Consider the following 15,690-nt stretch of genomic DNA (forward strand, 5'->3'; position numbering starts at 1 on the left):
GCCCCCTACAAACTATCTAGAATTTAGCTATGGACATACCACAGCTAATTCATGACCATCCGGAGATCACGATCTTCTTTTCGATGTTCATTGGGCACTTGATCGGTAAAATTAAAATCGGTCATTTCTCCTTGGGTTCCGTCGTCGGAACTCTGCTTACGGGACTCGTTGTTGGCGTGGCCTATGTCCCTGACATTCCCGAAGTGGTTCGCTGGGCTTTCTTTGATCTGTTTTTATTTGCGATCGGTTACTCAGTCGGCCCGCAGTTCTTTTCCAGTCTTAAAAAATCTGCCCTGCCGCAAATTATCATCTCGGTTACGGTGAATATCGGTGGACTTTTAGCCGTCATTGGCTGTGCGTGGGCAATGCGTTTTGATACGGGAACCTCTGCAGGACTTCTCTCGGGAAGTTTGACTCAGTCCGCGGCACTCGGTACCGGGATCAGTGCCATTCATGAATTGAATATTGGACCGGCTGAAAAAGATCGTCTGTCATCGAACGTTCCCGTCGCTGATGCCATGACTTATGTTTTCGGTGATATTGGTTTGATTCTATTATTGGTGGTGATCCTGCCCGCTATTTTTAAAATTGATTTAAAAAAGGAAAGTGCTGATCTGGAAGAGGCCATGCGCACAGGCAGCTCGGATGACAGTGAGAGTTTCTTTAAGATCGCCAATAAAGAAACCCTGCGCGCCTATGTGGTGACTTCGACGGACTTTATAGGAAAATCCGTCAAAGATATCGAAACCCAGTTTGTCGCCAACCGAGTTTATATTGAGAAAGTTCAACGCGGCGGAAATCTGCAGACCGTCGCACCTGAATTGATTTTAAATCTGGGAGACATCATTACCATTGCCGGATGGCGCCCCGGTTTCATTCAAGGAGTTGAAAAAATCGGTCCCGAAATCGACAGCAACGAAATGCTTTCCGTCGATCACTCTGAGCGACAAATCTTTGTCGCAAACAAAGAAATCGTCGGTAAAACACTTTCTGAAGTCGCCAAACAAGGTCGGGGACTCTTCCTTAAAAAAATTCTGCGCGGTCCCACCGAAATGCCTCTACTTCCAAAATTGGAATTGCATCACGGAGACATCCTATATCTGATGGGCTCCACAGAAAACTTGGATCGTGCGACCAAAATCATCGGTTTTGCTGAATCGGATCCTCATAAGTCCGACTTAGCTTTCTTGGCATTCTGCGTGTGCTTGGGCACGGTGCTGGGACTGTTATCTTTTCATGTCGGAGACATCCCATTGGGCTTGGGTTCCAGTGGTTCGATTTTGGTTGTCGGTTTAATAGCTGGTTGGGCGCAACGACGATTTCCTAAGGTCGGCCGGATTCCTGAACCCGCACAGAAACTTTTGATCGACATCGGATTGATCGTTTTTATCGCAGTCGTGGGTTTAAAAGCGGGTCCCAATGCCGTGGATGCAATTAAAGCTGGTGGAGTTATGATGGTGGCAAAAATTCTTTTCGCAGGAGCCATTAGCACTTTAGTTGGCCCTATTCTGGGATTCTTAATGGGTCACTATATCCTTAAACAAAATCCGGCACTGACTTTAGCATCCTTAGGTGGCGCCCAAACCGCGATGCCCTCGCTGAATGCCCTACAAGACGCTTCCGAAAGCAAAATCTTAGCTCTTTCCTTTACGCTTCCCTATGCGATCGGCAATATTCTGTTAACCTTGTGGGGCCCCGTCATTGTGGCTGTTTCCAGACTGTGGCAATAAAATGTTTGCAGGAATGCTTTGCCAGGTATCGCTCAATGAATTGAATTACTGCTGCGCCATTGCGCGAAGATCGTACTGCTCTTTATAAAAGTTCTTCTCAAAACGTTTGAACGATTCCAAACGAACTTCTGAGCCCAAGATGTCTTTCATACGAGTGACATTTTCTTTTTCAAAGGCGCGCATTTTATCGATGCCGTCTTTGATAAAGTCTGGATGAATTTTATTACGACGCTCTTGAAGCTCCTTCACTGTCGCATTGGCAGCCGCCAAGACCTGAAGGGATTTGTCTTCATCGATTCGCCATGTTTTTAGCAAGTACTGGGAAGCCGCTTTGTAGAACTTCTGCTGGAATTCATTATCCCCATAGGTCGCCGTAAAATTACGCGTGTAAATCACAGCATCCGTATAGGAATCCTTCATCTCGTCCACTTGCGGAGGATTGAAACGACGGCGCTCTAAATCCGCTGCGCGAGCGGCAGCTTCCTGTTGGGCCCTAGTGCCCATTGGATTTGAATCCTTACGAACACGGTCCAAAGCAATCTCTCCAGCGAAAACGATCACGATACCAGCCGCCAGACCCATCGAAGCCCAACGGACTTTTTCGTTCTTACGTTTTTTAACGATATCCGCAGGTTTTGCCTGAGTCGCAGAGCTTTGAGAAATCGACGACACACGACCTTCCACAGCTTCCTGAATTTGGTCTTGGACTTTTTGTTTGATCTTATTCCATTCGTTCACTTCCACCAGCTGAACGACTTCTTTTTCCACGGCAATATGGATGTCGCGGATCATGCTGGCTTTCTTGTTCATGACATCTTCTACGAGGTCCTGTTCCATTTTCGCCAGGCGCTGGGACATTTCCAGACGCATTTCTTCCAAACGCTCCTCTTCACTGCGAGCCATTTGGGATTTTTCTTTTTCTAATTTTTCATTCAAGAAAATCTTCTGTGCATCGAATTCTTTGAACAAGTGATTTTTCTTGTTTTCCACGTCGGAAATTTCAATCTGCAGGTTGGCCTGTTTGTGTTGAAGTTTTTTAAGAGCTTCCTCTGTGGCAGCACTGCGTTTCGTGTGATCATCAATCGAGGACTTCAAAGAATCCAAGGTCTGACGGTCAATATCGATATTTTCTTCAAGCTTACGCAGTTCAGCCGTGGATTTTTCACGCAGTTCAGTGAACTCACGCTCTGCCGCTTCTTTACGGGAAAGGTATTCTACCTCCGCCGCTTGTTTTCTGCGCTCGTATTCAGCTTCAGAAGTCTGTTTAAGTTCTGTGGTATCCGCCAAAGTTTTCGCCAACGCGGTACGGGCCGTTTCTAAATCCTCTTTGATCACCGCAAGGGCGCTGGAATTTTTCAAAAGATCTTCTTTAACCGTAACCAGTTGATCATGGGTTTGCTGCGCTTGCATACGGGCAAATTCGATGATGCGAACAGCTTCATCTTTAGCGTCTTTAATCGTCGCCGCATTTTCATTCTGCGCGGTTTGACGAGCTTGCTCTAAAGCTTCCGTCTTCATCTTCTCTGCCGCCAAGGTGGCCTCAGAGATTATGTCCTCGGCGTCGGCTTTTGCCTTTTGACGAAGTGATTGTACATACACGTCAACTTCTTCACGAAGTTCTTGCGCCATATTACGGGCATCATGCAAAAGCTGATGGCCTTGACGTTGGTAGTCCGCCAAAATCGCATCAGCTTCTTTATGTGCCTCTGCGATTCGAGTTTGGTGAAAGATTTCAGCTTGAGCCTGGGCATCACGGGCTTTTTGATAAATGGCCTGAGTGCGCTTTTCAGCCTGCTTCTCCCCTTCCAATACGATTTGTGCAGCTGCACGTTTGGCATCGTGGAGAATCTTTTCTGCTTGGAAAGGAGCCTGACTTGGTGCCGGCATTGCGATCGTATCTTCGTGACCGGTCTTTTCTTCGTAATCTAACTTTTTCGGAATCTTGGGTACAGACAAAGACGGCGATAAAGGATTCGCCTCTTGTTTACGCGCCACTGGAACATCTTGCGCCGGAACCGGTTCTGGTTCAGGTTCGAGTTCGGGCATGGGGGCTGCGACTTCATCGGTTTCGAGATCGAATACTAGAATGAATTCAGAACGCCCCAGCTGCAGCTTATCGCTGCTCGTGATATTAACGGGTGTACCTTGAACCATTTTATTGCCGTTTAAGAAGGTGCCGTTGGAGGAGTTCTTATCTTCGATAAAGATTTGATTCCAACGGCGACTGACGACTAGATGCACACGGCTGACGTGGGTGTCATTTAAAGACAGGTCACAATCCAAGGATCTACCAATGGTAAAGGAATCCTTCATCACCTCTTTGGTGATTGCTTGATCCTTCCTGTGGATGGTTACCGTAAACTTTGTCAAACTCGCCTAGCTCCTGGCTGAGTCCCCTTTTTCTTAGGACTAAGCCCCCCGCGCGACTGATGGTGCTTTGTTGATCTCGTTGTTTAGAGCATCTTCAGCCAAAGCCTCAACAGCATCTCGGTGTTCATCAAATGGTTTTTCGTGATCCGGATAATTATTGTTATCGGCACGATACCACAATTGATCAAGGGCACTTTCGAAGCGATCTACCATAGAAACATATGAACGGTCTGGGTTGAACATCGTATTTGAGATATGAGATGCCAATGAGAACACGATACCTGCGATAGAAGTCCCCATTGCGAAGGAAATCTCGTGAAGGAAGCGGTCCATGATGTTTTTAGTTCCCTCAAGGTCCTGCATGTTCATCGTACCGAGCTCCTGTAGACCACCGGCAATCCCGATGAAAGTCCCGAGGATACCGCCGATAACAAAAAGACCCGGAAGAAGGCTAATAAGGTCGTTCGTACTGGACATTGGTAAGATACCAAAAATACGATTGAAGCATGGATTGTGCTGGAAGGTCGCTTTTGTGATGTTGATCAACTTTGGCGTCTCTTCAGTCCACTTCAAGAACTTCAATTGCTTCAAAATATCTTTTACCAACCAAGCACACCCCTGGCGGATCAAGAAAATACGATCGCTGATAGCCATCACTGAATCCGGCTTACGACGTTTCATACGATCACGTACTTCAAAGATTTCATAATAAGTTCTCTCTAACATGCGTTTTGAAAGCACATAGAAAGAAACGTCTTTCACTTTGCCTGGAACTTCTGCGTGCATATAACGATTCACACGTTTTTCAAATTCAATGGCAAACCATTCATGACGACGTACCGTAAAGTAAATCACCGAACGGAAAAACAATCCCAGCACGAATACCGCGGCCATCGCATATGGCAGCCCCAGGATAAAATATTGAGCTATAGCAGCCTTATTCACGTCCCACCCCTTTTATTTCTTTTGATCCATTGAGAAGCGGATGATAACCCGCTGAGCTTTTTTACAGTCATTTTGCTTACAGAATTCAGCCGCCGTAGCAACGCCACGGTTCTGAACTTTCATGACTTCCAGGAAGCTTCGTCCTGAGACCTTCATTAACGACATCAACTGCTTTTGATGATCGAACTTTACGTTCTGATCATCCAACATATAGTTAAAGATCGACTTCGCACGACGGTACGAAAGGTCCATATTATATTTCAATGCTTCTTTGTCTGCCGGATTATTACTCTTAGGGTCGATGAAACGACCTTGATAAGTCGGAGACGCGAATCCCACGATCTCCACTGCAGACACTTTGTCGGAGATTTTCGGATTGCCGAACAAAGAACGTGAGTAAATCGGCATGGCCTTTTCGATCACACCTTTCATCTCACGCTTCAATCTATCAGAGTCGTTATCGAAGTATTGTTGACCGAAATCCAAAACGACGTCCCCGGTTTGACCATCAATTTCAGCTTTGATACCCGCCTTGGCGAATCCTTTGCTGATTTCATTAGCCACGGATTTACGCGCTTCAATTTCTGCACGTGCTTGCGCCAACTGACCTTCTGTTTCGCCAAGTTTGCCCTTCAAGTTTCCAAGCTCACCTTTAAGATTACCCACTTGCCCTTGAAGATGTCCCAACTGGCCTTTTGCTTGACCCAGTTCACCTTTGGCAGCTTCAAGTTGTCCACTTGTTTGCGCCAAAGCCCCTTTGGTATTCATAAGTTCGCTATTAACGGCACCCAATTTGCCTTTAACTTCACCCAACTGACCTTGAAGGCCACGGGCTTCGCCCTCTTTCTGAGCCAGCAAACCTTTAGTTTTATTAAGATCGCTTTGTGTTTGACCTAATTGAGCGTTGGCTTCCTGTAACTGAGCATTATATTGAGCGTTCGCATTGCTCAAACGAGCAATGTGAGAATTCGCATCAGCTTTTGCCTGCGCCATTTGTTTTTCAAACTTTGCTTTGTTCAATTTGTTGGCTTTGTATGCCCACTTCAACTCAGCAACACGCTTTTGCAACTTGTCTTCCGTCGCAGCAATTTGCTGCTCACCCTGGGCAATCAACTGCTTCTTTTGGGCGATATCTTTGTTCAAATCTGTAATTTGATTTTCTTGATCATCGATTGTGACGTCTTGATCTTTAATCAAGTCATCGCGATTGATGATTTTCGCTTTGGCCATTTTATTGGCATTCATCACGTTACGAACCATCTGTTGATATTTATTAAGTGCTTTGGCTTTTTTATCGTTTTCCAAAGCTTGCTGCACCAACTTGTCCTTTTCAGACTTGGCGTCTTCTTGAAGAAGCGTGAGCTTATCCATCAACTCCTGGTATTCCTGCGCTTCGTCCTTCGGCGCCTGGTTTGCCAAATAGTCGTTCTTCACCGACTCATACATATTGAGTTGATGCTGAAGCTCTTCGACTTGCATCGTAAGCTTTTGATTTTCAATTTGTCCTCTAAGAGCGTCAGTTCCGGTTCTTAAACTTGCTACGACATATAGAAGTAGAAAGATCGTACTAAGTCCTAAGAATAAGTCTGAATACGATGTCCAGAAGCTATCCTCAGAATGGCCACCCTTGTGTTTTTCATAATTAAACGACATAACAAACACACCCCACTGCAGCTAAAAGCTTAGCAGGGACTAAATCCGAGTGGGTGTATCATTTATGGAAATCCCGACCTTTATTGAGTTAAAAACGTCAATTTGTATTCCACCAACTGAGTCTAGGACACGAATGTTCGAAATTTCGTTTAATGTTTATTCACGTTAGTCTAGGAGACATGAGACTGCCAACAGTTCATTCGTTTCAACAGTTTATGCGCGTTTCCTTGAACATTTTCTCACAGGTGTAAGTTTCTGGAGCGAATTTGTATTTTGCAAAGCCCCTGATGTGTATCAGGTATCACTATTTATTATGTGTCTTTTCTCTTTTGTAAGGGCAATGTCTGCAACCGGAGTTACAGCAATGACCACGCTTTAAGTGGTTCAGTTCGGTGAAGACTTGATAGCCCGTTTTAGGATCGATATAAAAAAGTTTTCCCTCTGAGCAAGCCTGCTCATGAAGTCTTTCGATTTCTTGTTGTTCTTTTGATTCACTCACCGGGACTTAAACTTTTTGTGTGAGCTCAGCGAGTTTGATTTTACTCAGGTAAGCCATCGAGTGATTCTCGAGACCTGCAGTCACATCGCACATGATTTTTTTCATCGCGCAGGAAACTGCACATTGCTTCAGTGGCTCTTTATCTGGCGTATTCAACAAAGGTTTGCCTGATACGGCCATGTAGATATCTTTAAGAGTGATATCTTTGCGCTGTTGATTCAAACGCACTCCACCTGCTTTGCCCTTAAAGCTTTCAACCAAACCAGCTTCCACAAGTTTTGCAAGCAAACGACGAATGACCGTGGGATTTGTACGAATGCTTGATGCCAATACTTCAGAGGTCATGAGCTCACCTTGGTGGTAACTAAGAACCGTCATGATATGAACTGATACAGAAAATCTTTGATCAAGCATGGGATCATTATAGCCCATGACGCAAAATTAAACAACGAGAAGCATTTTTTGCCTCCAAAACACCCCTATTTTCAATCATTTGAGGAATAGTCAGTTTAAATGTGCGTTTTACTGTTGCATTTAAAGCCAATCGGGTTCATATTGTGCTTGTATCGGTTACATTTAAAAGGAGTCCCAGAAATGGCAAATAATCAAATCCAAGAAGCTCTTGAGTGGCGTTATGCAGTTAAAAAGTTCGACCCGACTAAAAAAATCTCTGATAAGGACTTCAATACATTGTTGGAATCCTTAAAACTCGCCCCCTCTTCTTATGGAGTGCAACCTTGGAAATTCCTGGTAATCGAAAACCCTAAGGTCCGTGAAGAGTTAAAACCTGTTTCATGGGGACAAACGCAGATCACAGATGCCAGCCATCAAATCGTCTTCTTATATAAAGACGTGATGGATGAGGCTTTTGTACAAAAGTACCTGGAGCGCATTGCTGAAGTTCGCGGTGCGAGCTTGGAGTCTCTGCAGGGTTTAAAAGACATGTTAATTAATAATCTGGTCAAAGCCCCGGAGGAAAAAATCAGAGTTTGGTCTCAACGCCAAGCCTATATCGCCATGGGTTTTTTACTGGAAACTGCAGCCCTTCTGAAAATTGATGCCACTCCGATGGAAGGCTTCAGTGCTTCAGATTATGACCGCATCCTAAAGCTCGAAGGCACCGGATGGAAATCTGTTGCTACCGTAACATTGGGATACCGTCACTCTGAAGATTCATTTCAAAATCTTAAAAAGGTCCGCTTTGCTGACGAAGCACTGATTGAATACGTGAAGTAGACCTGTCCTGAAAGCTCGCTCCCTTCCTCCGGAGCGGGCTTTTTCTTTTTATTATACGGTGAAAAAGATCCACCCACTTCGTTGTCGGTGCTTTCCTCGCTCCGAAATACTGGTAAGTACGCCTCCGCTGCGGGAAGTGCCTCCACCTCGCGGTTGAATCTTTTTGACCGTTTAATCAGTTGTAGGCCTGAACTCTATTAACCGTGGGGAGCAGGCCTAAGACATGCAAAGCTCCACAGGGAATCGGACACCTTGTGGAGCTTTGTCTGTTTTGAATTCTATGAATTAGAAGTAATAGACGTCGAAAGGGATTTGGCCTTTTTGGTGGGCTTTTTCAGGGCCGCTGCCATAGACTCGAACTTCGATGTATTTTTCTTTCACGATCACAACCACTGGATTCAAGTAGCCTAAACCCAAAGCATCTTTTGGTTTGATCACGTGCGCTTGGGCGTCGGAAAAGCGGAACTCTTCCAAAAGCTTCAAAGTATCTGTTTCACGGATCGCAGTTTCAAGTTTTGCGTCCATCACTGCGAAATCAAGATCGCTGGTTTTTTCATAGGCTTTGCCATTCACGAAACTGCCGTAAAGAACGATCGGCGCCTGCCCTTTTCCTTGTACCAGAAATTTTTCCTGCAAACGCATGGCTGTTAGCAACACGTCCGCACCTTCGATGGCGATCGGCGAATCTGTTAATTCAGAGATGTGTTTAAAATAAAGGTCGAAGGTTTTCTCAAGTGGGGCCTGGCGCTCGACCATCATGTATTTGAACCATGTACGCACATTAGAATATTCAGAAACCATCACATCCAAATGGCGCTTAAAGAACTTTACTGGGCCGTCTTTTGAATACTTTAAAAGCTTCACATCGTTATAGTTCTCAAACACCAGCTGCATCATTTCGCGCTTTTGTTCGGGGCTAAGCTTTGCAAAACGAACTTTTACTAAATCCAAAGATTGCGACTTTTGATCAATGGTCTCAAAGCCCATAAGCTTTTGATAGCGAGCCATAGCGTCCAAAACCTTTTTGGAATTCACATGTTGCGCGATAAATTTCGCATAGGCTTCAGACTGCGGAGCTAAGTTCGCATCGCTGTCATACTTGGTTTCAAAGACATGAGTGCACATGTACTTAACGGCATGAGCCTGACTGACTGTCAGAAATGCCAACGAGGCCAAAAGAATTTTGGAGATTGTGATCGAACTTTTCATATCGGGAACCTAAGAAGCAAGAAGTTCACCACTCTAAAAACGATTAGGGCTCAATTGAAGAGACCTTGGGTGTACATAAGGTAAACAGGTGACGCCGCAGGGAAACCCCACCCCCTCTGACTCCATAAAAAAGGCCCCCTCTCGGGAGCCTTTTTCTTAGACAATACTTTCTTCGATTTCTTCTTTGCTGAGCTCGGAAGGTTTTCTTACCGACTTCACTTCACCCGCGGCGATTTCAACAATTTGATCGCAGTCGGCGACTGTGCCCAAGCGATGGGCGATGATGAGCATCGTCACTCCCTTAAATGAGGTGCGAATCACCTTTTGCACGAGGGCATCCGTCTGCACGTCGACGCTTGCGGTTGCTTCATCCATTACGATGACTTTCGCTTCGGTTAAGAGTGCTCTAGCCAAACACAAAAGCTGTCTTTGCCCTTGGCTTAGGTTCGCCCCACCTTCGCTCACAATTGCTTGCAACTGCAATGGCATCGTCTGCACGAAATCCCACATCGATGCATGCTGAAGAGCGCGGATGACCTCCTCGTCCGTGTATTCCTCATAGCGATCAAGATTGCTACGAATCGTACCCATAAACAAAGTCGGATCCTGCGGAATGATCGCAAGACTGCGACGCAATTTTTCAAGCTCCACCGTGGCAATATCGATTCCGTCGATTTGGATCGAACCCTCTTCGGCTTCGATAAAGCGGAATAGAGATTGGAAGAACGTGCTCTTTCCAGAACCTGTACGCCCGATAATACCCACACGACTGCCGGGGGCTACCTCAAAGGAAATACCTTTTAAGACCAGCGGCAGGTGAGCCGCATAGCGAGCTTTCAACCCTTCCACTTTGATGGCGCCTTTTTCCGGCCACGTTTCACGAACGGGTTCCAGCGGAGCACGCATTACAGAAATTTCAGCAGGAAGATTTGAAAAATACTTTAAGCGCTCAATCGATGTCATGCGCGATTCCATATCAGAGAACACACGCACACCCCAATTCAAGTATCCCCAGAAGGACAATGAATACAGCGTCACCAGGCCCGCAGTACCAGCATCAATCACGCGATAATACGCCGACAGACTGACTCCGATAGCTGTGGCCATGGAAATCATTCCGCCGATCATAGGAATTCGTGACGAAAACCAACGATTGATCACATAGTGCGAATAAAACATGCGATTGCTGTGAGCGAGCTTTTGATAAAAGTTTTCTGCAAACCAATTCGTTTTATTAAAGCTGCGGATCACCACCAGCCCCTGCAAGCTCTCTTTGAAATGGGCGAATCGCGGCGAGCGCGCCACACTGTCCATGCGCTTTGCTTCGCGCGCAGGGCGACGATAGTCTCTTTGTGCGACATAGTAGATCATCATCACTGGAACAATGACGACAATCATCGCCGGCATCAACGTGACGATTAATAAAATCGAAATCACCACTTGCATGGCACAATGAAGAGCCGAGTCGAAACTCCACTGCAGGTAAATATCCACGGACTCCACGTCGCGGGAAAATCTTTGCAGAATGCGTCCCACCGGAGTCGAGTCAAAAAAGCGAATCGGCGCGCGCAAAACACTGGCTAGCATTTTGTTATGCATGTCTTTACCTGCCTTGATCCCACGATCCAGCCAGAACAAGTGATTCATTAAACTGCCACCCAAAACCACGATACCTAGCAGTCCATATATGCCAATCGCAAACAGAGGCGTCATCACCGACTGATGATCGGTGAAATAAGAAAGCCACGATTTCTGCGCCAATGGAAAAAGGCTCGCAGAAACCGTCCCCACTCCTAAAAGCGCCAGAATCCACGGCTTCCATTTCCTATTGTCGCCACCTAAAGAGCTGACGTAATCCCAATAGACGGTGCTTTTCACTGCACCCACTTCGCGATCTTCATCTTCAGTCACACGAGTGGCATCTGTTTTCACAACAGTCATTGCCGCAGCGGCTTCATGCGCGGCCTTTTCGTGTTCACTGCCTTCGCCTTGAGATTTTGCATGCTCTTGATAGAAACTTTTGAAAGACACTGAGGTCTTCAAAAGTTCCTCATAGGTTCCGACGGCGGCGACTTTTCCTTCTTGAACAAAAAGGATCTGGTCAAAGCTCTTTAAATGCTCCAAGCGATGTGTCGCCACGATACGAGTGGTGTTTTTCCACTCACCGAAAAGCAATCGCTCACACAGTAAGTCTTCGGTACTTCCATCTACTGCAGACAAAGGATCATCCAAGAGCACGACTTGAGGTTTGCGCAAAAATGCCCGCGCCAATGCCAAACGCTGCTTTTGGCCGCCAGAAAGATTCACACCTTTTTCACCAATTTCCGTACGCAGACCACCTGACCATTCCTGCAAATCTCTTTGCAGACAGCTTAAATACAATGACTTTTCAATATCACTGTCGGTGGCTTCCTCCCCAAATTTCAAATTTTCCAACAAAGAACCATTCACAATGTAGGCTTCCTGGGGAACGTAAGCCATGCGAGGGCGTCCTTGAGATTCAGGAATAAAGCGGATGTGACCTTGGGTGGGAGCTAGCTCCCCCAAGACACTCAATAGCAGTGTACTTTTCCCCGTCCCGACGGCACCGACAATGGCCAGGGAAGAACCGGCGGGAATTTCCACTGAAACGTCTGACAAAACATTGGCCGCTGCTCCCTCGTGTCGCACATTCAAGTGATCAAAGCTAATACCTACGGCTTGCCTTGCATCAACTCGCTCATTAAGTTCCAAAGACACTTGCGACGCTTGGAAGTACGCTAGCAAACGTCGTGCGCCGACGAAGGCATTCGTCGTCCGTGAAATCATGCGTGAAATATCCCCGAAAGGACCTTCCAACAGACCGAACAAAGAAATACAGGTAAAGATCAAAGCGGCATTTAATGTTTCACCACGCCAAGCATGCATCGCTAAGGCCACGAATAACACAATCGAAGAGACTCCCAGGTAACCTACGCTGGAAACGACTTCTGCTTTGGCCATACGACGGCGGGCTAAAAGCTCCTTCTCGCGAACCTCGGTCACTTCTTTCGCAACACTTTTTTCCCAAGCGAAAAACTTCACCACACGAATCGCGTTCATCGCTTGCGTCATCAACGTCACGCGACGGTCACGGTGAAGCATCATCTCTTCATCCAGATGTGTGAACTTCTTAGCCACATAATTTGTTAAAGGAGCTAAAGTCAAAAGCACGGCTAAAGCAGCAAACGCCGACCATCCTATATAATAGAACAGCATCGTCACCACTCCGATGATCAACATCACATTCGAGAACCAGTCACCCACCACCGAGTTAAAATCAGCAACGTTCTCGCTGTCAGAACTCATGTAGTTGACGATGTCACCAACCTGATTTTTTTGTCTGGCACTTTGACTTAAGTTTAAGCTGTGCAGAAAAATTCTTTCATTCATCAAATTCATCATCACTTGATGGGCTTGCAGAGAGTTAAAGAAATAGTGCTGCATCGCCAGGCCCGAGATAAATCCGCAAAAGCCCAAAAGCACGCCATAAACCATGGCTGGCACCAAAGTCTCTTGAGTTAGTCCAGCTGACACCAATCCGATGAAGCGATTCACCAGGACCGGAGAAAACAGAGCAAACAACGAAGACATAAAATACCAAGCATACGCGGGGTAAGTGTATTTGCGAAGAGCGACAACTGAAGAGAACAAGAGCGCACGAGGCGAATCCCACATCAGTGCCTTCCCCTGAGCTCCGGCATTTTTTGGATGCAAGTGTCCCGGCAAAGGCAGCAAGTCGCTTTCCTCAAGGTATTTGGTTTTAGCCAGCTTCACTAACGGTGAAGCCTGACTGAATAATAAACGTCTAAAAAAATTCATGAACGAATCCGTAACTGTTCCTATGGGAACCTGAAATCTAATTTTTAAATGCTAATAATCGAACTGGGTTTTGTTACGACTGCTAGAACTGGGACAGGAGAAGGCCTTGCGATGAACTTTGATCAAATAAGAACATGGTTGCCTCCTCTCTTTTGTGAGATGCACTAAGCCTAGCGAAAGCTGTTTAGCTTGTCCAGCTCCGGATGAAAGGAATTTGCTAAGTTGCCGTTATCATTCTGTTTTGCCTTAAATTTTTAATATTTTAAAATCAGTATTGATATTTTAAATCAAAAGGCGTATAAACTTGAATATGAGCAAAATCGATTCAAATCTTCAATGCCCCGCTTGCCAAGGCCTTTTGAGCCCTACGGTCCTGTCTTGCGGTCACTGCCATATCCGTGTCGAAGGACCATTTCAGCTAAACGAGTTCGCGACTCTGCCAGCAGAAGACCTTCACTTCCTGCGCATCTTTATTCAGTGCGAGGGAAGAATCCGCGATATGGAACCAGCTTTGGGTCTGAGCTATCCGACGATTCGCACTCGTCTTACACAGTTGAAAAACAAACTGACTGGTGAGCTTGAACAGCGTGCGACGGAAGAAACCCCTAAAACTTTCTCGACCGAGGAAGTTCTTACTCGCCTGGAAAAGGGCGAGATCAACTTCGATCAAGCCATGAGCTTGATCAAGAAAGGCTCCAAATAATGAAAGAACAAATTAAACGAATTCTAGACATGACTAAAAGTGGCGCGCTCACTGATGATCAGGCGACGGCCCTTATTGATGAGTTGATGAAGAAAGCTCAAGCGGAGGGCTCCACTGAGCCTTCTTCAAGAGAGGATTCTCGCCAGGAAGAAACTCGTCGCGAACAAAGAGATGAAGAAGACCTGCGTAGCCGCTTTCGCGGTGGACGTGGTGGGCCTCATCATCATCGTGATCGCGACGGTCGTCGTCGTGGCCCGTGGGCCGATGGTCCACGCGATTTCCGCGGTGCGGGTCCTCACTTCGCCTCTTTTATTCATGATAAAATCCATCGCAAAATGAATGAAGCCTTCGGTGGCTTTGGCGAGGAAAATGATGATGGCAATTCCATCACCATGTCCAAGTTCGAAGCCCCCTCAGGTCCTAATTCAGAATTCAAAGGAAACTCCATCACCGTTTCTTCATTTAAAGACGTGCTTTTGCAAAGATCTAAAATGAATGAAAACCGCATTGATGCAAGTAAAGTGGAAGATGTCGAACTTAGCGATTCCCAGGTTTCCAAAATGGGCCTTGCTGGCAGCTCTTTCGCGGATATCGAAATTGCCAACAGTGAAATGATCGATGTTCACTTCCACGGCTGCAAAGTCAGCGATATCACTTTAAATAGCGAAAGTCGCATCATCGACAGCGAATTCAATGGGGCTGTACTGCGTGACATGAAACTCGCGGGTGGCTCATCCATTTTGGGTTCCAGCCTAACCGGCGTAAATCTTCAGGACATCAGCCTGGACGGATCTAAAATTGAAAAGATGGCTATCGAAGGAGCCTCTTTAAAGGATATGCATTTTGTCGACTCCACCCTGCAAAACTGCCTGATCAAAGCCGGCTCGATGGAGGACGTGAGCTTTAAGACTTCCACTTTGAACGAAGTGATTTTCATCAATGATGATACATGGTCTCTGAGCAAAAAAGGCATGCACGATGTGCAGTTCAACCAATGCAATTTCGATCAAGTGAAGTTCACGGACTGCAATTTGAGTGACGTCACCATCCGTAATGTCACGATCAAAGGTGCTAAGATTCAAAAGATTGATTTATCTGACGTAGAAATTGACGGTAACGAAGCTTTCATTCAGGCCTTCAAACCCGTGATTAAGAATTAAGGAATTTAAAATGAAAATATTCAGACTTTTTAGCGCACTTTTCTGGGCCATCCCCTTTTACTTTATCTGGAACTATTTGGCGCCCATTTATGCTCCCCAACTTCCAGCGCAATATCTGGATGTTCCTTACTGGCATGTCGCAGGGCTTTTTGCGCTGATCGCGATTTTGAATATCGTGATCAACCCACGCCGTGGTGGTCGTCACCATCGCGAACATTATGGCTGGCAAGGTGGTCGTCATCACTTCGGCAAATATGCGAAGTACTGCAAACGTGGCTACTGGACGGAAAAGTACTATCACCGCACATAAACAAAGGAGCCCACGGGGCTCCTTTTCATTTTCTT

At 46.1% G+C, this 15,690-nt stretch carries 12 protein-coding genes; 5 read left to right on the top strand and 7 right to left on the bottom strand.

Features of this window, described 5'->3' with window-relative positions:
• Positions 1-29 precede the first annotated feature (29 nt).
• Entirely contained in the window at positions 30-1,730 is a 1,701-nt protein-coding gene (aspT, locus tag DOM22_RS14315) for an aspartate-alanine antiporter (protein WP_142701034.1), read from the top strand.
• A gap of 45 nt (positions 1,731-1,775) precedes the next feature.
• On the opposite strand, the gene DOM22_RS14320 is transcribed toward aspT, so the two are convergent.
• The 5 genes from DOM22_RS14320 to DOM22_RS14340 all read right to left on the bottom strand — a co-directional run bounded on the left by DOM22_RS14320 (position 1,776) and on the right by DOM22_RS14340 (position 7,611).
• Entirely contained in the window at positions 1,776-4,100 is a 2,325-nt protein-coding gene (locus tag DOM22_RS14320) for an FHA domain-containing protein (RefSeq protein ID WP_142701035.1), read from the bottom strand.
• Positions 4,101-4,139: 39 nt separating this feature from the next.
• Positions 4,140-5,045, bottom strand: coding sequence for a hypothetical protein (locus DOM22_RS14325; protein ID WP_246845661.1), 906 nt, complete (start codon positions 5,043-5,045; stop codon positions 4,140-4,142).
• Between the two features lie 12 nt (positions 5,046-5,057).
• Positions 5,058-6,698 carry a microtubule-binding protein gene (locus DOM22_RS14330; RefSeq protein ID WP_142701036.1) on the bottom strand — a complete coding sequence of 547 codons (1,641 nt, stop codon included), beginning with the start codon at positions 6,696-6,698 and terminating at the stop codon, positions 5,058-5,060.
• A 304-nt stretch (positions 6,699-7,002) separates the two neighbouring features.
• A complete protein-coding gene (locus DOM22_RS20245; protein ID WP_142701037.1) occupies positions 7,003-7,197 on the bottom strand; it encodes a DUF5522 domain-containing protein in 195 nt (64 codons plus the stop codon).
• A 6-nt stretch (positions 7,198-7,203) separates the two neighbouring features.
• Complete coding sequence (locus DOM22_RS14340; RefSeq protein ID WP_142701038.1) at positions 7,204-7,611, bottom strand: Rrf2 family transcriptional regulator; 408 nt, start codon at positions 7,609-7,611, stop codon at positions 7,204-7,206.
• Between the two features lie 180 nt (positions 7,612-7,791).
• On the opposite strand from DOM22_RS14340, the gene DOM22_RS14345 reads away from it, so the two are divergent.
• Positions 7,792-8,433 carry an NAD(P)H-dependent oxidoreductase gene (locus DOM22_RS14345; RefSeq protein ID WP_142701039.1) on the top strand — a complete coding sequence of 214 codons (642 nt, stop codon included), beginning with the start codon at positions 7,792-7,794 and terminating at the stop codon, positions 8,431-8,433.
• A gap of 285 nt (positions 8,434-8,718) precedes the next feature.
• Here the strand turns inward: DOM22_RS14345 and DOM22_RS14350 are convergent, their stop codons facing one another.
• Positions 8,719-9,642, bottom strand: coding sequence for a hypothetical protein (locus DOM22_RS14350; RefSeq protein ID WP_142701040.1), 924 nt, complete (start codon positions 9,640-9,642; stop codon positions 8,719-8,721).
• Between the two features lie 156 nt (positions 9,643-9,798).
• Positions 9,799-13,482 (bottom strand): ABC transporter transmembrane domain-containing protein, encoded by a 3,684-nt coding sequence (locus DOM22_RS14355; protein WP_142701041.1) that lies wholly within the window; start codon positions 13,480-13,482, stop codon positions 9,799-9,801.
• A 310-nt stretch (positions 13,483-13,792) separates the two neighbouring features.
• Here DOM22_RS14355 and DOM22_RS14360 point away from each other — a divergent pair, with 310 nt between their 5' ends.
• Genes DOM22_RS14360 through DOM22_RS14370 form a run of 3 tightly spaced genes read left to right on the top strand, consistent with a single transcriptional unit; the run spans position 13,793 to position 15,655 of the window.
• Positions 13,793-14,185 (top strand): DUF2089 domain-containing protein, encoded by a 393-nt coding sequence (locus DOM22_RS14360; protein ID WP_142701042.1) that lies wholly within the window; start codon positions 13,793-13,795, stop codon positions 14,183-14,185.
• Positions 14,185-15,345, top strand: a complete 1,161-nt coding sequence (locus DOM22_RS14365; RefSeq protein WP_142701043.1) for a pentapeptide repeat-containing protein — start codon at positions 14,185-14,187, stop codon at positions 15,343-15,345. Before DOM22_RS14360 ends, DOM22_RS14365 begins: the two co-directional genes overlap by 1 nt.
• Before the next feature lie 10 nt (positions 15,346-15,355).
• Positions 15,356-15,655 (top strand): hypothetical protein, encoded by a 300-nt coding sequence (locus DOM22_RS14370; protein ID WP_142701044.1) that lies wholly within the window; start codon positions 15,356-15,358, stop codon positions 15,653-15,655.
• Positions 15,656-15,690 lie beyond the last annotated feature (35 nt).

Source organism: Bdellovibrio sp. ZAP7 (assembly GCF_006874645.1).
Taxonomy (GTDB): domain Bacteria; phylum Bdellovibrionota; class Bdellovibrionia; order Bdellovibrionales; family Bdellovibrionaceae; genus Bdellovibrio.

Excerpts from the sequence above, each read along its gene's own strand:
- aspT (WP_142701034.1), top strand. The coding sequence starts at position 30 with ATGGACATACCACAGCTAATTCATGACCATCCGGAGATCACGATCTTC.
- DOM22_RS14330 (WP_142701036.1), bottom strand. The coding sequence starts at position 6,698 with ATGTCGTTTAATTATGAAAAACACAAGGGTGGCCATTCTGAGGATAGC.
- DOM22_RS14340 (WP_142701038.1), bottom strand. The coding sequence starts at position 7,611 with ATGCTTGATCAAAGATTTTCTGTATCAGTTCATATCATGACGGTTCTT.
- DOM22_RS14345 (WP_142701039.1), top strand. The coding sequence starts at position 7,792 with ATGGCAAATAATCAAATCCAAGAAGCTCTTGAGTGGCGTTATGCAGTT.
- DOM22_RS14350 (WP_142701040.1), bottom strand. The coding sequence starts at position 9,642 with ATGAAAAGTTCGATCACAATCTCCAAAATTCTTTTGGCCTCGTTGGCA.
- DOM22_RS14355 (WP_142701041.1), bottom strand. The coding sequence starts at position 13,482 with ATGAATTTTTTTAGACGTTTATTATTCAGTCAGGCTTCACCGTTAGTG.
- DOM22_RS14360 (WP_142701042.1), top strand. The coding sequence starts at position 13,793 with ATGAGCAAAATCGATTCAAATCTTCAATGCCCCGCTTGCCAAGGCCTT.
- DOM22_RS14365 (WP_142701043.1), top strand. The coding sequence starts at position 14,185 with ATGAAAGAACAAATTAAACGAATTCTAGACATGACTAAAAGTGGCGCG.
- DOM22_RS14370 (WP_142701044.1), top strand. The coding sequence starts at position 15,356 with ATGAAAATATTCAGACTTTTTAGCGCACTTTTCTGGGCCATCCCCTTT.